At 58.4% G+C, this 19,477-nt stretch carries 13 protein-coding genes; 7 read left to right on the top strand and 6 right to left on the bottom strand.

The window, feature by feature from the left end; translation table 11 throughout:
- Nucleotides 1-114 precede the first annotated feature (114 nt).
- The gene (locus O9H85_RS19420) at nucleotides 115-3,012 is read left to right on the top strand and encodes an ATP-binding protein (protein ID WP_269883072.1); all 2,898 of its coding nucleotides are present in this window, start codon (nucleotides 115-117) and stop codon (nucleotides 3,010-3,012) included.
- Between the two features lie 183 nt (nucleotides 3,013-3,195).
- Here O9H85_RS19420 and O9H85_RS19415 read toward each other — a convergent pair whose 3' ends face one another.
- Nucleotides 3,196-5,415, bottom strand: coding sequence for a methyl-accepting chemotaxis protein (locus tag O9H85_RS19415; RefSeq protein WP_269883071.1), 2,220 nt, complete (start codon nucleotides 5,413-5,415; stop codon nucleotides 3,196-3,198).
- A 287-nt stretch (nucleotides 5,416-5,702) separates the two neighbouring features.
- On the opposite strand from O9H85_RS19415, the gene O9H85_RS19410 reads away from it, so the two are divergent.
- Nucleotides 5,703-6,605: a phosphotransferase gene (locus tag O9H85_RS19410; protein ID WP_269883070.1), complete on the top strand. Its 903-nt coding sequence runs from the start codon at nucleotides 5,703-5,705 to the stop codon at nucleotides 6,603-6,605.
- A gap of 89 nt (nucleotides 6,606-6,694) precedes the next feature.
- On the opposite strand, the gene O9H85_RS19405 is transcribed toward O9H85_RS19410, so the two are convergent.
- The 3 genes from O9H85_RS19405 to O9H85_RS19395 are packed head-to-tail and all read right to left on the bottom strand — an operon-like array spanning nucleotide 6,695 to nucleotide 10,518.
- On the bottom strand, nucleotides 6,695-8,281 hold the full coding sequence (locus O9H85_RS19405; protein WP_269883069.1) for a UDP-glucose--hexose-1-phosphate uridylyltransferase: 1,587 nt from the start codon (nucleotides 8,279-8,281) through the stop codon (nucleotides 6,695-6,697).
- A 5-nt stretch (nucleotides 8,282-8,286) separates the two neighbouring features.
- Nucleotides 8,287-9,291 (bottom strand): UDP-glucose 4-epimerase GalE, encoded by a 1,005-nt coding sequence (gene galE / locus O9H85_RS19400; protein ID WP_269883068.1) that lies wholly within the window; start codon nucleotides 9,289-9,291, stop codon nucleotides 8,287-8,289.
- 57 nt (nucleotides 9,292-9,348) lie between these two features.
- Entirely contained in the window at nucleotides 9,349-10,518 is a 1,170-nt protein-coding gene (locus O9H85_RS19395; RefSeq protein WP_269883067.1) for a galactokinase, read from the bottom strand.
- A gap of 210 nt (nucleotides 10,519-10,728) precedes the next feature.
- Here O9H85_RS19395 and O9H85_RS19390 point away from each other — a divergent pair, with 210 nt between their 5' ends.
- Nucleotides 10,729-11,601 (top strand): AraC family transcriptional regulator, encoded by an 873-nt coding sequence (locus tag O9H85_RS19390; RefSeq protein ID WP_269883066.1) that lies wholly within the window; start codon nucleotides 10,729-10,731, stop codon nucleotides 11,599-11,601.
- A gap of 96 nt (nucleotides 11,602-11,697) precedes the next feature.
- On the opposite strand, the gene O9H85_RS19385 is transcribed toward O9H85_RS19390, so the two are convergent.
- Nucleotides 11,698-13,683 carry a sensor histidine kinase gene (locus tag O9H85_RS19385; protein WP_269883065.1) on the bottom strand — a complete coding sequence of 662 codons (1,986 nt, stop codon included), beginning with the start codon at nucleotides 13,681-13,683 and terminating at the stop codon, nucleotides 11,698-11,700.
- A gap of 241 nt (nucleotides 13,684-13,924) precedes the next feature.
- Between O9H85_RS19385 and O9H85_RS19380 the strand changes: the two genes are divergently transcribed.
- Entirely contained in the window at nucleotides 13,925-14,617 is a 693-nt protein-coding gene (locus O9H85_RS19380) for a response regulator transcription factor (protein ID WP_269883064.1), read from the top strand.
- A 113-nt stretch (nucleotides 14,618-14,730) separates the two neighbouring features.
- On the opposite strand, the gene rluF is transcribed toward O9H85_RS19380, so the two are convergent.
- A complete protein-coding gene (gene rluF, locus O9H85_RS19375; protein WP_269883063.1) occupies nucleotides 14,731-15,432 on the bottom strand; it encodes a 23S rRNA pseudouridine(2604) synthase RluF in 702 nt (233 codons plus the stop codon).
- A gap of 169 nt (nucleotides 15,433-15,601) precedes the next feature.
- Here rluF and O9H85_RS19370 point away from each other — a divergent pair, with 169 nt between their 5' ends.
- The 3 genes from O9H85_RS19370 to O9H85_RS19360 all read left to right on the top strand — a co-directional run bounded on the left by O9H85_RS19370 (nucleotide 15,602) and on the right by O9H85_RS19360 (nucleotide 19,353).
- The gene (locus O9H85_RS19370; RefSeq protein WP_269883062.1) at nucleotides 15,602-15,991 is read left to right on the top strand and encodes a hypothetical protein; all 390 of its coding nucleotides are present in this window, start codon (nucleotides 15,602-15,604) and stop codon (nucleotides 15,989-15,991) included.
- A gap of 310 nt (nucleotides 15,992-16,301) precedes the next feature.
- Nucleotides 16,302-16,751 carry a hypothetical protein gene (locus O9H85_RS19365; RefSeq protein WP_269883061.1) on the top strand — a complete coding sequence of 150 codons (450 nt, stop codon included), beginning with the start codon at nucleotides 16,302-16,304 and terminating at the stop codon, nucleotides 16,749-16,751.
- Between the two features lie 190 nt (nucleotides 16,752-16,941).
- Nucleotides 16,942-19,353 (top strand): transglycosylase domain-containing protein, encoded by a 2,412-nt coding sequence (locus O9H85_RS19360; RefSeq protein ID WP_269883130.1) that lies wholly within the window; start codon nucleotides 16,942-16,944, stop codon nucleotides 19,351-19,353.
- Nucleotides 19,354-19,477: the final 124 nt, after the last annotated feature.

Below are 19,477 nucleotides of genomic sequence, written 5' to 3'. Positions count from 1 at the left end.
CGAATGTTTTGGAATAATTTACCTATAATTTACCGCCGTATAAAAGGATTTCGACATTTGTTGTCGAATCCATAACTTAGCATTTTTATTATCAAACGACTAGGGTGAACCTTCATGATCATGACCCGATCCAGAATGTCTATTATTTACGTAATCGTCATTATTTCGCTGCTGGCCATGGTCAGTATATCCAGCTTTATGTCCTCGCTGAACACCGAGCGGCAGCTGAACATCGTCGTGAGCGAAGCGATCCCTTTGGCCAACACGGCGGATTCGATTCTGACCGACGTCATCAACCAGGAATCCGGTGTCCGGGGCTTCCTAAACACTTCGGACGAGAAATATTTGGAGCCTTACGATTCAGGCAAGCTCCAGCTTCAGCAGGATCTTGATGCGATGGCCGTGTTCCAAAAGAAATACCCGCGGCTGCGCAGTATCATGGAAGGCGACATGCTTCCTCAAATTCAACGGCTGCAGGATTATTACGCGAGTGAAATTACGCTCGTTCGCACCGACAAGAAGGATGAGGCGCTCAGCCGCACCAACAACGGCAAGGCGCTGATGGACCGGTTCCGTCAGCTTCATTCCAAGCTCACGGCGGAAATCGATGTCATCGCCAATACCGCTTACGTGGATGCCCAGAATGCGGAGCGCTCGGCGCGCGTGATCATTACGATCGGCGGCCTGATCGCCATAGTCATCGGGGGCATATCGCTGTTCATCTTCAACCGCGCCAACCGGGCGGAAGCCGCTCTCCGGAAGAGCGAGGAAACGTACCGGTACATGGCGGAGAGCCTTGAGGCGCAGAACGAAGAAATCATTGCCCAGCAGGAAGAGCAGGAGCTGACGCTCGAGAAGCTGTCCCAGCGGGAGATGGAGCTTGAAGCGATTACCGGCTATCAGGAGAAGCTGACCGGCGCGATGGAAATGAAGTCATTCCTGGAGGCTTCCGTTCCGGCTCTGCTGGAATCGGTTCAGCTTGATGCGGCAGTGCTGGTCGTTCGCAATTCCGAACCGGACGGCCCCAGCTACAAGGTGCTTTATTCGGTCGGCTACCCTACCGAGATGCCTAAGGAAATTTATGGGCAGCTGCTCGGGCCGGCAAGGCGCGTGCTGGAGGAGAAACGCATCATCGAAAGCAAGCGGGACGTCTCGGAGCTGGAACGGGGCGTACATTACGGCGTTACAAGTGCGGTCGACCGCTACTATCCGATCTTCGACGACCAGCAGGAAGCGGCGGGGTTTCTGCTGCTGACCGGCTACCTGACTACCGAGGACGAACAGAAATCGCGGCTGGCCAAGGGGCTGATCCGCCAATTCGGCCTCGCCTTCCTGGCTCAGCAGATGAATGAGGAGCGGCTGGCTCAATCGGTGCGGCTCGAGCAGCTGAACGAGCAGCTTCAGCAGGAGAAAGAGTTAATCGGTGAACATCGTGACGTCATCGAGAACATTCTGGAATCAACGCACGAAGGCATGATGATGTGCGATGCGCAGGGCTTCATCCGGTTTGCGAATCGGCGCATGAAGGATTACTTCGGTAACGATGAATTCAAAGGCGCTTACCTGACGGACATTTGCTCGAAGCTTCAGAAGACGGTGCCGACGTTCTCGGGCGTGCTCCAAACCATCGACGGACTGCTGCGGGGCGAGCTGGACAAGCTGACCGAGCGTTTCGCGCTGACCTTGCCGGAAGTTCAACAGCCGCGTTATGTGGAGCTGTACGCAACCAAGGTTGGAGAGAAGAGCGGCCAGGAGCAAGGCTTCCTCTTCGTATTCCGCGACCGGACGGAAGAGGAGAAGGTCGATGAGATGAAGAACGAATTCATCAGCATCGTATCCCACGAGCTTCGTACGCCGCTTGCCAGCGTGCTCGGCTTCATTGAAATTTTGCTGCACCGCCAGCTTCCTGCCGAGAAGCAGCACCGCTATCTCCAGACGATCTATAACGAGGCCAACCGCCTCTCTACATTGATCAACGATTTTCTTGACCTGCAGCGGATGGAGGCCGGAAAGCAAACGTACCATTTCACGGCCGTCGAGCTTGGCTCTCTTGTTCAAGAAATCGCCGAGCAGTGGAAGGGCCGGCAAGGCCATCAGATCGAGCTCCATCTTCCAAGCGGGGAAGCTTGGGTGCGGGCCGATGCGGATCGCTTCAAGCAGGTCGCTCACAACCTGCTCAGCAACGCGATCAAATATTCGCCCCAGGCCGATAAAGTCGAAATCACCCTGAATCTCGATCAGGATCATGTCGATCTTGAAATTCAGGATTACGGGCTCGGCATACCGGAGGAAGCGAAGGAGAAGCTGTTCTCCAAGTTTTACCGCGTAGATAATTCTGACCGCCGTCAAATCGGGGGAACGGGCCTTGGCCTTTCCATCGTAAAGGAAATCGTCGAAGCCCATCAGGGCGAGATCACCTTCCATTCCGAGATGGGGAAAGGAACGACCTTCCGCGTGCGGCTGAACGCCTACCGGCTTCCGCCTGCCGATAACGCCATCATGATCCTGGAGGATGACGACAACCTTTCGAAGCTGATCGAGATCACGCTCGGCAAGCTGCAAATCCCGGTTATGAAGGCTCGATCGGCAGAGGATGGCATTCTGGCCTTGCATCGGATTGCCGGTAACGGTCCGCGTCTTTGTATCGTCGATATTCACCTGGAAGGAGCGAAGAGCGGCTGGGACTTCATCGGAGAGCTGTACCGCCATCCGAAGTTTTACCGGACGCCCGTCATCGTCTCCACCGCCCTCGAGCCGCCGACGAACTACCATGAGAAAGATATCGAGAAATATTTGCGCAAGCCGTTTACGATGGAGAAGCTTCTGGCCGTCTCCGAGCAGCTGCTCCTGAATACGGAGAACCAACCGGCGTATATTTTCCCGCGGCAGGACGAGAGCATCATCGCCTCTACGCTGGCCAAGAACGGCATCGAGGTTGAAGAAATCAAATCGAAGCCGGACCTGATCGAGGTCGAGCTGAAGCCGAAGAGCAGCGGAGCTTCGGAAACGTAGTTATAGCGGCTGCCGCCGCTTGCCTCTTGAGTATCACGTGCTGAACCCGCCCTGCCCGCTGAACGGCAAGCTGCGAATTCCGAAGGGCTGTCCCTTACGCCATCAACGGCGGGGACAGCCCTTGTTTTTATAGCAATAAAAACCATCCGCAAATGATTCAGTCCGGTCGGCTGCCTCCAGCGCTTAGCGCCTTCGGGTTTCCGTAAGCCGAAATTGATTCACCAGCTGCTGCAGGAAGCCGGTGATGGCCTCCACATGATTGGAGGTATGTCTTACCTCGACGATGTCGGACAGCAGATCCTGCACCTCTCCTTCGACTTCCTTGGAGATTTGCCGGTTTTCTTTGCTGACGGCGGCGATTTTCTCCATCAAGCCAACCACCTCGTCCACTACCTGCGTCTTGAGCGAATCCTCGGCGCTCGCGCCGCTTAGAATATCGGAGGCGGCGGCTGCGATTTGGGTGCCTTCCTGCACGACCTGCGTGCCCTCCTCCATCGAGGCGAAGGCGGTTTGAGCCTGATCGTAAATTTGCTGAACGGTTTCGTGGATTTCCTCAGTCGATTTGCGTGTGATATCGGCCAGCTTGCGAATCTCGCCCGCAACGACCGCAAATCCGCGTCCGTGCTCGCCGACCCGCGCCGCTTCAATGGAAGCATTCAGCGCCAGCAGGTTCGTCTGCGAGGAAATTTCCTCAATAACGCCCAGCACGTTCTTGATCTGTTGTGTAGTCCGCATGAAGGTCAGAATCGTCTCGTTCGTTTCCGCCACCTTCAATGAGATCTGGCGCATCTTCTCGCCGATCCGCTCCACTTCGCCCTGAGCGACGGCGATTTGTCCGGAGGCCTTCTCCTCCAGCACGCGAAGCGTGCCGCGCATCTCCCCCACGACGTCCTTTGCGACATCGATATCCTTCAGCTGGCTTCGCATGCTGCGGATCATCTCGTTTATTCGGCCATTCATTTCCTCCGTCGAGCTGACTGTTGTGCCCGTCGATTCATTCAGCAAGCGCTGGCTCGTCAGCACGTCGCTCGCCGCCTGCTTCACCTGCAGCATGATCCCTTCGAGGGAATCGATCATATTATTGATCCACTTCGCCAGCTCACGCGTCTCATCATTGCCGAACTCATCCGGCTTCAGACGCTGCGTGAGATCTCCCTTCCCTTCCGCATTGATCCGGATGAACCGGTTAATGCTGCGCAGCCGTTCCGCCATGGGCTCGGTTCCTTTGCGCTGCAGCATCCTTGCCGCCGCAAGGCCGCACATCACGTTGAACGCCGCCGCCAGTGCCGCCGTGAGCGGCTGCCCCGCCCCCGCAGCTTGGAGCCAATATACGAGCAGACCCGTTATAACCGCGAACAGACCGATGAACGGCAATTGCAGGCGGAACAGCTTCCAGCTCATTCCCCTGACCCGGTATACCTCCTCCAGATCGCCCTCGCACATCATGCCCCAGAGGTCCGGACAATGCGGAAGCTGAAAGGTGAGCCCCTTCCCGATGACGGGGATATGCCGGTAGTCGGAATAGCCGGGAAACTCGACGAATAGGTTGCTGCCGCTGCGAATCGTATTTGCCACGCCCGGATGAAGCTCCCCGGTAGCCGGGTCGGTAAAAACCAGCTCGAGCTCGGTATGCTCCTTCACCGAGACGGTACCCCAGTCCGTCGTTACGCCGTCCTTCAGGTTCTCGCCGTGCGTGAACGTACGGTCCTCGAAACGGCTGCGCGACAGAGCCGTCCCGGGAGCGATATGCCGGTTCAATGCCGGCTGCGCCATGAAGATGTAATTGTCGCCGGAATCGGGGTAGACATGACCCGATTCGCGCTGGATCAAATCGCCGATGACATCGTTCGGCACCCGGCCGCACAGCGCCCCCTGAAACCCGCCCTGGTCGAACACGGGGACGATGAACAAGAGCGTCATTTTATCATGAAAGGAAGAAGTGCTGGGACCGATCTCAAGCGTCAGTGAATCGGCGTAAGGCCCGAACAGACACTTGCAGCCCCCCTGATCTTTGCCGGCGTAAGCCAGTCCCTGATGGATCGGACTCGCTGCGTCATACCGGGTTCCCTGATGCTTGGAATAGGTCGAGTAAAGCACCGTATGGGAAGCATCCAGCAGGAAGATTTCGGAGAAATCCGGCGCCCGCTTGTGCGCTGCAGCGAACAGCCGCTGCCAAACCGGCAGGTTACGGTCGTCGCCCGAGGCCGTTCCTTGAACCGATTCCATTTGCCCGAGCAATCGGTCGAGGTGGTCCCAATACTCCTGGGCCCATCCCTTCAAGAGCTCCATCCGCGTGTGGGCAAAGCCCTCGAAGATGTTCTCCACGTCCTCCTTCAACTTGCGATTCAAGCGGCAGGACCACCAGAGCGGCAGTCCTTTCCTCCAGCCCAGCCATCCGAACATCGCAATCCCCTCCTGAAATTAGAACTTCTATACCTTTATGTGTTTACAAATATAACATATATTTAGGCCATTCGGTTCATTTTTCGTTAAAAAACAGCAAAATTGTCCCGGATTCTTGTCGATCCAGCTAAGAAACTTTAAATGACCAGAATTTTAGAGGGGTTAATGTCATTTATCCTGCCACAAGTCAGACCGCCAGCAGGAAATCATTATAGTTTTTTTCTTTTTGCCCATGCGTTCCGGCATGTTATGGTAGCTTTATGAAACAACCGTCAGGAGGATCGAACATGGCAGATATCGGCAAGATCGATAAAGGGATCGACGAGCCGGCGCTTCCCGGCATCATCAGGGTCCTTCAGGAACAAGGCGTGCTGGATCACGCCGCTCCAGTCATTCACGAGTTGAAAGGAACGACGGACGGGCGGGTCTACACGCTGGCATCGCACGATGAGCCGCAAATGGTTTTGAAGCTGGACCGCCCCGAATCCATCCGGTTGACGGAGCATTGGCTGAACACCTACCGCCATGTCGCACTGCTCCCCAAACTCCTCTATACGGATCCCACCAGGAAGTATATAGTGTATTCTTATCTTCCGGGCACCACGCACCGGCAGCGCGGCTCCAAGAAGGAGTGGCTGATGCGGCTTGTCCGGGAGTTGTTCAACTACTACGTGATCTGCGACGAACCGATGGAGAAGTGGGGCTGGATGGAGAGCCCCTCGTCCACTTGGCGCGAATTTATCGACCAAGGGGTGGAGGGCGCCCGGGCCAACATCGGAAGCTTGCTGACCGAAGACGATTATCGGCATGTCAAAGCCTTGGCGGAATTCGCATCGAGGATCAGCCCGCAAACCAAATTGTTTATGCACGGGGATACCGGAGTCCATAATTTCGTCTTTCACTGCGGCACCCTGACCGGAGTCATCGATCCTTCGCCTGTCGCCGGTCCGGCACGGTACGATATGATGTACGCCTTCTGCTCCTCTCCGGATGAGCTGACGCTGGAAACGTTCCTGACAGCCTACGCCTGCCTGCAGCAGGAGAAGGCGGAAACGAATGTCCTTATCGCCGAAATCACAATTCAGCTGTACTGCCGTATCGGCATCTGCCTCAAGTACCATTCCTACGACTTGGAGGAATATTTGCAAGCTTGGGACTACTGGAAGGCATTGTCCCTGAGCGGCCGCTGACCCGAACCGGATGAAGGATCGCCCGGGGGATCATTTATCCGAATGCAAAAAAGGCGGTTCCCTCAGGAACCGCCTTCGTCTATCCGGCCTTATTCAAAACCGAGCTGCCGCAGGAACGCCCGGAAGCCACTGCGGCCCCGCTCATCGCGCTTGTACACGCCCGCGTCGCGGAGCACGTCCGAGAATTTGCGGCCGACCTCCTCCCGCAGCAGCCGCTCCGCCGCCTCCGGCGACAGCTCCCCGCCGCTGCGTTCCAGCATACCGCGGATCCATTCCGCATGCTTGTGCAGCGGATGCTCCGGCGCTTCGGTGATCCTCGCGTCCAGTTTCTCTTCGCCCGTCAACAGCCGGGCGATATGCTCCAGCTCGCCCTTCAGGCGGCCGGGCAGCACGGCCAGCCCCATCACCTCAATCAGGCCGATATTCTCCTTCTTGATGTGATGCAGCTCCCGGTGCGGGTGAAAGATCCCGTCCGGATGCTCGGCGCTGGTCCGGTTGTTGCGCAGCACGAGATCCATCTCGTACTCGCCGGCCGCATTCGTGCGCGCAATCGGCGTTATCGTATTATGCGGCGTACGGACGCCGTCCGTTTCCGAATACGCCCGGATCTCGTTCTCCAAATCACTATAGCTCTTCCACCGCTCCAGAATATTCGCCGCTAGCTTGAGCAGCTGGGCCCGGCTGTGGCTGGATACACGAATGACCGACATCGGCCACTTAACGATGCCGAGCTTGAGTCCCGGATAATCCGGATGGGTGAAGCTTTCCTCCACCGGCGCCTTCTCCATCGGGAAGGTATGCTTCCCGCCCTGGAAATGGTCGTGATTCAGAATCGAGCCGCCCACAATCGGCAGGTCCGCATTGGAGCCGACGAAATAGTGCGGGAACTGATCGATGAAATCAAGCAGTCGTCCGAACGAATGCTTGGATACCTTCATTAGCCGGTGCTCACGGTCGAAAATGATGCTGTGCTCATTATAATAAACATATGGAGAATACTGGAAAAACCATGGCTCGCCTCCGAGCTCCACCGGAATGACCCGGAGGTTCTGCCGCGCCGGGTGATTGAGGCGCCCCGCGTAGCCTACGTTCTCGATGCACAGCAAGCATTTCGGATAATGGCTCTGCGGTGCGCTGCGCAGCATAGCGATCTCCTTCGGGTCCTTCTCGGGCTTCGAGAGGTTCACCGTGATCTCCAGCTCGCCGTATTCCGTCGGCGCCAGCCACATCAGGTTTCTGCGGATGCGCGCCATCGGAATATAGTTGGAATCGATGCACAGCTTGTAGAACTCGTCCGTCGCCCGCTCCACGCCTTCCGTCTTGGCGGTATTCCAGAAGCGGCGCGCGAGCTCCGATTCCCGGGGCATCAGCAGACCCATGATGCGGGCTTCGAGCAGGTCCCGCAGCGTCGTCGTGTTCTCCTCCAGCAGCCCCGTCTCCGCGGCGTAATCCAGCAGCGGCTCCAGCACAGCAGCCGCTTCTTCCTGCGCAGGTCCGTCCGTCCCGCCAGCCGGCTCCGCCAGCCCGAACAGATCGAGCAGCCCGTTGCGCGCCGCGTATACATCCAGCGGTTCGATCAGCTTCTTCCGCAGCCCGTATTGCAGCAGCCTCTCCACCTGAAGCGCCGCATTCCGCGAGGAAACCGCTTCCGTTTCCGGTCTTACCTGTTCGCTCATGTTCCTCACTCCTGCGCTTCTTTGCTACTGCCGTAACCGTCCGGGCGGCTCCGGTGCCATGCCCAAGCGGAAGCGATGATTTGCTCCAGGCTGCCGAATCGCGGCTTCCAGCCGAGCTCCGCCTTCGTACGGTCCGAGGAGGCGATCAGCACGGCCGGGTCTCCGGCGCGGCGCGCTTCGATCTTCGCAGGAATCGCATGCCCCGTTACCTTGCGTGCGATCTCGATCACTTCCTTCACCGAGAACCCGGTGCCGTTACCGAGATTGTATACGTCGCTCTCCCCGCCGTCTCTGAGCTTCTTCAGCGCCAAAATATGTGCGTCCGCAAGATCCGTGACATGGATATAGTCGCGGATGCAGGTGCCGTCGGCCGTCGCGTAGTCGTCGCCGAAGATCGAGATATGCTCGCGCTTGCCGAGCGCCACCTGCAGCACGAGCGGCACAAGATGCGTCTCCGGCGAGTGGTCCTCGCCGATGCGGCCGCTCTCATGTGCGCCGGCCGCGTTGAAATAGCGCAGCGAGACGTATTTGATGCCGTGGGCGGTATCGAACCATCGCATCATTTTTTCCATCGCCAGCTTCGTCTCGCCGTAGGCGTTCGTCGGCAGCGTCCGGTCCGATTCCGTGATCGGAATGCTCTCCGGCTCGCCGTAGGTAGCCGCTGTCGAGGAGAAGACGATGCGCTTCACGCCGTATTCGTTCATTTTTTCCAGCAGGCACAAGGTGCCGTACACGTTGTTATGATAGTACTTGCCGGGATTCTGCATGCTCTCCCCGACCAGCGAATTCGCCGCAAAATGAATTACCGCGTCGATCTCGTTCTCCTTGAACACCGTATCAAGAAACTCCGCATCCCGCAGGTCCCCCACATACAGTTTGCCGTCCAGCACCGCCTCGCGGTGGCCCTGCTGCAAATTATCGACGACGACGACCTCTTCGCCGCGCGACAGCAGCTCCGCTACCGTATGCGAGCCGATATAGCCCGCCCCGCCTGTCACCATAATGGCCATGGTAATCTCTCCTTCTTGATCACGAATAGGAATGCCGCTCTACCTGTACCTGAAGCGTTACAGCTCCTTCACGCCGTCGCCGATATCGCATACGTAGAAGTCCGGCGTAAGTCCCGTCTTCTCCGTGTATACCTGTCCGACTTCTTCGATAAAACGTGCTACGCTGTCCTGATGCACGAGCGATACTGTACAGCCGCCGAAGCCGGCGCCGGTCATCCGTGAGCCCAGTACGCCCGGAACCTTCAAGGCTGCCTCCACCATCGTATCGAGCTCCAGCCCCGTCACTTCGTACAGGTCGCGGAGCGAGTTGTGCGAGCCGATCATCAGCTGCCCGAAGGCCGCCAGGTCTCCGCGCTCCAGCACCTCGATCGATTTCAGGACGCGATCGATCTCCTCCACGACATGACGTGCCCGTTTGCGTACGACGGCGTCCGGGATCAGGCGCTCCGAGGCGTTATACTGCTCCAGCGTCAGCTGACCGAGCAGCGTGAGACCCGGATGCTCCGCCTTCAGGTCCTCCACGGCTTGCTCGCACTGCGCCCGGCGCTCGTTGTAAGCGGAGTCCACGAGACCGCGTTTCTTGTTCGTATTGCCGATTACAATCTTGTATTCGCCCGTACGGAAAGGCACATGGCGGTACTCCAGCGTATCGCACATCAGCAGAATGGCATGATCCTTCTTGCCGTTCGCCACCGCGAACTGGTCCATGATGCCGCATTTCACGCCGATGAATTCATTCTCGGTCTTCTGCGCCAGAAGGGCGATCTCCACCGTATCGGCAGGTCGGCCTTCCATCGTAAGCAAGCCGTAGGCCGTCACCACTTCGATCGAAGCCGAAGAGGACAGGCCCGAGCCGTTCGGAATCGCGCCGCTGTACAGAATATCGTAGCCTCCGACTTGAAGGCCGCGGTTTTGCAGCTCGCGAACGATGCCCTTCGGATAGTTCATCCAGTCGTCTTCCGGACGGTGCTCGATGCCGTGAATGGAAATTTGCTTGCGCAGCGGGAAATTCGTCGAGGCGAGTCCCAGCTGGTCGTCGTCGCGTTTGCGAATCAGCATCGCGGTTCCGAACGTCAGCGCCGCCGGAAATACATAGCCCCCGTTATAATCCGTATGCTCCCCGATCAGATTGACGCGGCCCGGGGCGTGGAATGCCCGGATCGGGTGGGCAATCTCCGCCCCGTACAGTTCTTCAAACGTCTTGGTTAATGCAGCTACATCTGCCATCGGCTTCACCTCTAAGGTTATTTGTCGTTGCTGTGGGACCTGCGCCCCGCGGTGCCTAGCGGATATTGACTTGCTACCAGTATATCGAATACGAGACGGCTTCACTATGGAGGGATGTCAGCAGCGCATGGAAAAATGTTAGCTTCCCCCGGAACAGACGGGTATACTGAAAGTAATAACCTATCTTGCCCAAAGGAAGAGACCGACACCATGACGACTCCAAAACCGCGCCCGGAAAGCTATTATGTCGTATCCAATCCGCAGCCCCCGTCCGATTCCGAAGGGCTCGCCGTATTATTTGCCGGCCACAGCCAGACGAAGCCCGGGCACAAGCCCGGGCCGAAGGTCGTGGATTATTATTTGCTGCACCACGTTCTGGCGGGCAAAGGGACCTACGCTTGCGGAGGGCGGAGCTATTCGCTCGGTCCCGGCGACAGCTTCCTTATCGAGCCCGGCAAGCTGATCCATTACGCGGCGGATCTGAACGAGCCTTGGCACTACCGCTGGATCGCGTTCGAAGGCGCCCGCGCCGAGTCCATGATGGCGGAGATCGGCCTTGGCGCCGCGCAGCCGGTCGTGCATACCGGGCGCAGCCGCAGCGTCACCGTGCTGTTCCATCAGGTACAGCTCGCCTTCCAGAACCGCGCGGCGCAGGCCAACCTGAAGGCGGCAGGCTACCTGCATCTGCTGCTCGCCGAATACGCCGAAGCACTGCGACCGCAAAATAAAAGCCTGCCGCACCAGGCGACCGGCAGCGATCTTACGGTGCAGCAGGCTATCCAATACTTGTCCGCGCAGTACGCGGAGCCCATCACGATCGAGCTTATGGCCGAGACGTTCGGCTACAACCGCGCCTACTTGTCCAACCTGTTCAAACGGCATACCGGCGTCACCCCGGTAACGTTCCTGCTCCGCCTGCGGCTCGACAAAGCGCGCCACCTGCTGCGCGAGCGGCCGGAGCTTACGGTAGAACAGATCGCTTCGTCCGTCGGATTCCAGGACCCGCTCTATTTCTCCAAGCAGTTCAAGCGGTTCTACCAGGCCTCTCCGACGGAATACCGTCGGTCGCTGCAGCTGCCCTAGGCCCGGAAAGGAAGAACAACATCACTGCTCCTTTCCGCGCCGTAGCCGATATTTCGTTACGGCATACTCCGTTAGAAGACTCGCCGGATCCGGATTCTACTTGCTTAACGGCAGCATGAAAGCGATGCACGCCCCCTGCCCTACCCGGCTCTGCGCCCAAATGCGTCCTCCGTGATAGTCGATGATTTCCTTCGCGATGGCCAGCCCCAAACCGCTGCCGCCCTGGGCCGTATTGCGGGACTTGTCCTTCTTGTAGAAGCGGTCGAAGATAAAGGGCAGGTCCTCCGGATCAATACCCGATCCGTTGTCCTGCACCTGAACGATCAGCGCATGCTCGTCGACGATCATGTACAGCTGAATGAGCCCGCCCTGCGGCGTATGCTTGACGGCGTTGAATATGATGTTGGTCAGCACCTGGCCGATCCGGTCGACGTCGATGTTGACCGAACCCAGCGAAGCCCCCTGGGGCTGCAGCGAGGTGGCGATTTTTTCAAAACGAAGGCCCGCATCGCTCACCTCCAGCTCGTATAAGTCTCCGAAGTAACGAATAAACTCCTCCACGGTCATCGGCTGAATATCGAAATTCATCTGCCGTGCCTCGAGCTTGGAAAGCTGGAACAAGTCCGTGATCAGCCGGTTGAGGCCGGTGGTGCGGTTGTAGATCAGTTCCAGGTATTTCCGCTGCTGCTCCGGCTGGGTTACAACGCCGTCCAGCAGCGCCTCCACATAGCCTTGAATGAGCGTCATCGGCGTGCCGAGATCGTGGCTGATGTTGCTGAGCAGATGGCGCCGCGACGTTTCCAGCCGCGCCAAATCCTCGTTCATCCGCTCGAGACTGGCGTTGGTCCGCTCCAGCTCGGCCGTGCGTTCGCGAATTTTGCTCTCCAGGTTGACATTCATCTCCCGCATTTGCCGCGACAGCGTCTCCACCGCAGTGAACGCCTTGGCTGACTTGGAGCTCAGGATGAAGGAGATCATGAATACGCAAACCAGCAGGCCGTAGTTCGATACGTCGCCGTATCCGATCAGCTCGTTGTAATAAAGAATATCCGTGATGATGGCGCTGACGTACGCACCTCCGCCCACCACGGCGAACAGCGCGCCTTCCCTTCCCCGGACAAGCGCCTGCCCAAGGCCGATCAGCACGTACAAGCTTGCCCCTATCGTGATCAGCTGGTAAACCGGCACCTCATAAGTGAAGTAAGGGGCCGGCAATGCGAACAGCAGCACCATGGACAGGAAAGCCGCTCCTTGGACGAACCGAACCGCGTTCCTGTGCGTTTCCTTCGGATAGAGAGAGTAGGTGAACATGATGACGGCAGGCACCGCCAGGAAAAAGCATGTATATTCGATTCGGATTCCCGTCAGCCATGACATGTCCGGGAGGAAGGAATAAACGACGGACTCGTTAACGAACAATGCCCGGATCCCGACCAACAGGCAGAACACGCCGAAGTAAATCGAGCTCTTCTCCTTCCGCCGCAGGAGGAATAAGCCGATATGATGCAGCCCCATGGACAGCAAGCTTCCGATGACAAGCAAATCAACCGCCAGTCCGTTGCGTTCCTGCCGGGTTACGACCTCCTGCGTACCGAGCAGCAGCGGTTTCCAGACTCCGCCCAGACGATGATGGTAATTGGAGATCTGCAGCGTAATGTCGGCCGAGCCGCTCCCGAGCCGGATCGGGACGGTCTCGGTCTTGTACTCGGGCACCGCGTCTTCCGGCGAAGCTCCGACAACGCCCGATTCCGCAACCAATGCATCGTTCACCCACATCCGGTAGGAAGTCCGGATGAGCGGTACCCGGACCGCCAAGTCCGGCGCTCCCGGATCAAGCAGAATCTTCAGATGATAAGTCGCATAGCCGCTGGCGGGGATTCCCTTGATACCGGAACCCGCTTCATTCCAGGAGTACGGCATTCTCACATGCTCGGGCGAATCGGTACCGGAATTAATCTGCCCAGGCGTCAGGAGCTGCTGCCAGTAAAAGTCCCAAGTCCCGTCCAGCCGAACGACATGGTACTTGTCGAAACGGTAGCCTCTCAGGTCTATTGTCCCATGCAAGGCTTGCGGTTTTGCCAAGCCTGCTTCCGGTTTCCGGTGTTCGCATCCCGTAAGAAGCACGGCCAACAAAACTATGGCTAAAAGCACCCCGGACGTTTTATAATAGAAGTAGATTCTGGAAATCAGTACCACTTTCTTTCTTGAAGACGAGTGATGGATCTGGTTCCATCGTATTATAAATCACATGTTTTGGAAATAAGCAGATTTGCTTGCTCAAGATCACCATGAAACACTGGAAACTTTGGAGGAGAAGAAACCGATGTCTGGAGAAACGATCTTAGTCGTAGACGATGAGGCGGAAATTGTCGAGCTTATCAGTTTGTACCTGAGGAAGGAAGGATACCGGGTCATATCCTCGAATTCCGGGGCCGAAGCGCTTGCAATGGTAAAAGAAAACAAGCCGGATATCGTCATACTGGATATCCTGCTGCCTGAGATCGACGGAATCGAGGTATGCCGCCAAATCCGAAAAACCCACAATGTGCCGATCTTATTCCTGAGCTGCAAAAGCGAGGATATGGATATTATTCTGGGCTTCAGCATCGGAGGAGACGATTATATCACCAAGCCCTTCAGCCCGGGACAGCTGGTCGCGAGGGTGAAAGCGCATTTGCGGCGCAGCTATCTGCTTGAGCAGCATAGAGAGGATTCCCAGCATTTGAACTTCCCGGGCCTCGAGATCGACCTGCTCAGCCGCACCGTACGGGTCGACGGGGCGCAAGCGCCGCTCTCCTCCAAGGAGTTCGACCTGCTCATTCATTTGGCCAAATCGCCGAACAAAGTCATCTCCCTGGAGCAGCTGTACAAAATGACATGGGGCGTCGACAGCAACGGCGACACGCGCACCCTGCTCGTCCATATCAGCAACCTTCGTAAAAAAATCGAGAGCAACCCGACCGACCCCCGTTTCATCCATACCGTCCGCGGTGTCGGCTATAAATTCAACGCTTAGCCCTGGTACCCCCGCCCCTGTCGAACGGAGCCGACGAAGGCCCGCTTATGCGCGCGGATCCAAGGCTCGCGTTGAAGCGTTGCATGGCGGTCGGTCGAACCTAGACAAGCCGGTTAGGCCGGGTCGTGACCGATCCGGCGCAGCAGCTCGGCAAGCTCATCCCGCTCCAGATCGCGCCATTGTCCGACCGGCAGTCCCGCCAATCGGATATTCATGATCCGAATGCGCTTCAGACGCCGCACTTCGTAGCCGAAGGCCGCGCACATGCGACGGATTTGCCGGTTGAGCCCTTGGGTTAGAATGATGCGGAAGACGCGTTCTCCCATCGGCTTGATCCGGCAGGGCTTGGTCACGGTCTCCAAAATGTGCACGCCGCCGGCCATGCCTTTCAGGAAGGCCGGCGTAACGGGCTTGTCTACCGTAACGATGTATTCCTTCTCGTGCTCGTTCTCCGAGCGCAGCACTTTGTTGACGATATCCCCGTCATTGGTCAGCAGAATCAATCCCTCGGAATCCTTATCCAGTCTCCCGATTGGAAAGATCCGTTCCTTATGTCCCACGAAGTCGACGATATTGCCGCGGACATGACGCTCCGTCGTGCTCGTAATGCCCACAGGCTTATGGAGCGCAATATACACATACCCCTTCTTGCTGCCGACCACACGGCCGTCCACCCTGACCTCGTCGCCCGCTTCAACCTGGCTCCCCAGCTCCGCAGGTTTCCCGTTAATCGTAATGCGTTTCGCCTCGATCATCTTATCCACTTCACGGCGGGAGCACAGTCCCGTTTCACTAATAAACTTATTGATACGCATGTATTGTCACTCCGCTTAATTAGGTAGCTGTGTCCGCATTTTTTCAGCTTTCATTATACCACGGCGCATTTTTGATGCAAAAAAACGGCTCCTTTCGTAGACATTGATCCAAGTATATAGTACGATGTTCCTGTGAAAATAGTCCCATTTTTCCCTTTTGGAGGGTTCCATGTCGTATCCAGCCAAATCCGTCTATTATTTCAGCTTTTATATGATGGCTCTCAGCCTTACGCTGCTGCTTGTCCCGAACCTGCTTGCGCCGCTGCTGGGCTACACCGAGGTGAATTACATCTGGATCCGGGTCATCGGCATGTTCCTTCTGTATCTGGCTTTCGACTACTGGGTTTCCGCCAAGGAAGAGAACCTGAAATTTTTTTATTTGACTGTCTACACGCGGGTAACCATCATTCTGTTTATGAGCTTCTTCGTGATGATGGGCTGGATCAAATGGATCTTCATCCCGCTGAGCCTGATCGATTTCAGCGGTGCCTTGTGGACAGCCTACGCACTATACAGACACAGACGGCAGCGGAGAACGGACAGCCGGCTGCAGGCATAACCAAATAAGCGAATCACGGAAGACCGCCGGCCAAACCCGGCGGCTTTTTTATGCGTGGAGCAAAACCATAGGATACCGTCCGGGCCCTATCGTTCCATTCCGGTTCCTTGGCAAAGGTGCGGGCCGATCATTTCGGGACTGCCGGCTTATTTTCGCGAAAAGCCTGTTTCAGGCTTGTCCGATGCGGTTAATAACGGGTACGGTGATAAGGGGCGCCCTCCGGCGCAGTCCGGGCTCATCCATTGCTTCGCAGTCAGGGGCGGCTATCCCGGCTTACCGTGCAAATTGAATGTTCGAAGGAGTGTTGAAGATGTCTCGTAAAAAAACGCTGCCGTCGATCTCAAAACCATTTGCTCATGTCCACAGCACCTTATCCGCGCTCGGGTTCTGCGAGCAATCGTCCCGTGAAGGCACGCAGTACGAGCTGACGTTTCGCGACCCCGCCACGCTGCAGGAATATCCCTTTCGTGTTTATACACATACGCAGGAGAATGGCACGACGCTGGTTAACCTGGCTGAGGCGGGATTTCTCACGGAATCGGTGCCGGATGCCGCGAAGGACGCTGCCAAGCAGGTCATGTCCGAGCTCCTGCAGTACCTGGAGAACGACAGGCCGAAGCTGACGCCGATCCACGAAGCGATGAACGGCAGGATGGCCAGCAATGAGGCCGAAGTGATAAAGCTCGGGAAGTCGATGAACAATTATCCGACGAACTCGCAGCTTCTGGAGATCGGGATGGTTCCCGACCCGATGCAGTAATACGCCTGTGTCCCCTTCCGTTTGCCGGGCCCGTCCCGGGAAGCGGCTTCCTAAGCCCGGCCACGCTTATGCTTGGTTCGGGCTTTTTTCGTTTGTCCACCTGCCGAAACCGGCCAGTTTATACGAATGAATTAACATAAAGAAGAATCGGAGACGCATCAGGCTGTAGAGAGAAAGGGGTTTGGAGCCGGTGAAGAGCAATTCGGATGATCGGAAAAAAAAAGGCTCCGCCGAGGGCGAAGCGGCAGGGCATCGTATCGGGCGGCCCGCAAGGCCCGCCTGGGGTATGCCGGCCGCAGGCAGCACCGCGCCAGGACCCGGAGCCGCTCGGGCGCGCAGCGGCGCGGCTCAGGCTGCCGCAGCGGCAGGCGGTCCGGCGGCGGCGCCGGGGAGCGAAGCCCGGTCCGGGGCGGATGCCCGGCGGGCGCAGACGGCGGCAAGGCCCGCGCATGCGGGCGCGGGCGCGGCGCAAGCGAGTGCAACGCGGGCGGGTGCGGCACGGGCGAGTGTGCCGCGAGCAGAGGCCGGAGCGGCCGGGGCGGGGCCTCGGACGGACGCACGCGAGGAGGCCGCCGTCCGCACGCCTAAGCCGCGCAAGCGCTCGTGGCGGCGGCCCGCGCTGCTGGCGCTCGCGCTAGCAGGCACGGCCGGGGCGGCGCTGGCGTCGGCCGGCGCCGTGTATGTGCGCGGGCTCGACATCAGCAAGCTGGAGCATCCGCTGCCCGCCCCGAGCTACGTGCTCGACGCGAAAGGCCAGCCGGTCTCACAGCTCTCTTCGTCGAGGATCGAGCCCGTCACGCTGGCGCAAATCCCGATGGATCTGCGCAACGCCGTCATCGCGGTGGAGGACCGGCGCTTCTACGACCATTCGGGCTTCGATCCCTGGTCGATCGGGCGGGCGGTGCTGCGGGACGTCAGGTCGGGGTCGCTCGCCGAGGGCGGCAGTACGATCACCCAGCAGCTCGCCAAAAACTTGTTCCTTGATTCGGATAAAGCGTGGTCGCGCAAGCTGAAGGAGCTCGGCTACGCCATCAAGATCAATGCCACCTACAGCAAGGACGAAATCCTCGAGCTGTACTTGAACAGCATATATTTCGGGGAAGGCCGCTGGGGCGTTCAGGGCGCGGCACAGCAATATTTTGGCAAGCCGGTCGAGAAGCTGACGCTGGCCGAATCGGCGCTGCTCGCCGGATTGCCTAAGGCACCTTCAGCTTACTCTCCGGTCAAGCATATGCCGCAGGCGCTGGAACGGCGCAACCTGGTGCTGTCGCTGATGAAGGAGCAGCATTTCATCAGCGACCAGCAGTATCAGGCCGCCGTGGCGACTCCGATCGTACTGAACCCAAGCAGCGGAGCCGATTCGCTCAAAGGCAAATATCCGTCGTACGTCGACTATGTGATGGACGAGGCGCAGAGCCTGTACGGATTTACCGAGCAGCAAATTTTGACCCTGGGGCTCAAGATTCAAACCGCCATGGACGTAAACATCCAGCAGGCGGCGGAAGAGACGTTCAAGAACGACGCCCTCTTCCCGCAGAGCCCCGGAGACCAGCTGGTGCAGAGCGGCGCGGTCGTGCTGGACCAGCACACCGGCGAGATCCGTGCGATCGTAGGGGGCCGCGGCGATCAGGTGTACCGGGGCTTCAACCGCGCGACCGAGCTGAAGCGCCAGCCGGGCTCCTCGTTCAAGCCGCTGGCCGTCTACGGCCCGGCGATCGAGAAGGGCTATGCGCCGGACTCGATGCTATACGACGGCGATCTCAACATCGCCGGCTATAAGCCCCGCGACTGGGACGGACAGACGCGCGGGCAGGTGACGATGCGGGAAGCGATTCTCAGCTCCTGGAACATCCCCGCCGTCTGGCTGTTGAACGAGATCGGTATCGACACAGGCATGGCCTTCGTGAAAAAAGCGGGCATCCCCCTGCCTCCGGCCGACCGTACGCTCAGCATCGCGCTCGGCGGGCTGTCCGAGGGCGTATCGCCGCTCCAGATGGCGCAGGCTTACAGCGGCATCGCGAACGGCGGCGTGCTGCAGAAGGCGCACGCCATCACCCAAATCTCCACCCAGGACGGGCACGTCCTCGTGGAGGCGAAGCCGCAGTCGTCGCAGCTGACGACGCCGGTTGCCGCCTACACCCTGACATCACTCCTTCAGGAGGCCGCGACGTCGGGGACGGGCAGGGGGGCCTCGCTCGACGGGCGTCCCACTGCAGGCAAGACGGGCACGACGCAGCTGCCCGCCACAGCCGAATTCGCCCCGATTGGCGGCAATGGAGCGAAGGATGCGTGGTTCGTCGGCTTCACGCCCGAGCTCACCGCGGCGGTCTGGCTCGGCTATGACCAAACCGACGCGAAGCATTACTTGACCACCTCCGGCGGCGCCGTTCCGGCCCAGCTGTTCCGTCAGATCATGACGCGGGCGCTACAAGGGGTGCCGGTGACCGACTTCAACGTGCCGGAGGAGGTGCGGGCTGCACAAGAGAAAGCCCGGCAGGAGCAGGAGCGTCTCCGCCAGCAGCAGCAACAGCAGGCGGAGCTGGATCGCCAGCAGCAGGATTTCATCCAGCAGTGGTTCGGCCGCCATAAGGGCAGGAATTAGCGGGAAGCCGGGAGATGCCGGCCGCCGCAGGTTGAAGCAGGAAGCCGCGTTCTCTCCGAGAGCGCGGCTTCTTCGCTATTTTTCTCCCCCCCAAGGTACGCAAAAAAAGACGGCTTCCGCAGCA

Origin of the sequence: Paenibacillus gyeongsangnamensis, from assembly GCF_027533625.1 — a bacterium.
GTDB lineage: Bacteria > Bacillota > Bacilli > Paenibacillales > NBRC-103111 > Paenibacillus_G > Paenibacillus_G gyeongsangnamensis.
This window is presented reverse-complemented; position numbering and strand designations above follow the sequence as displayed.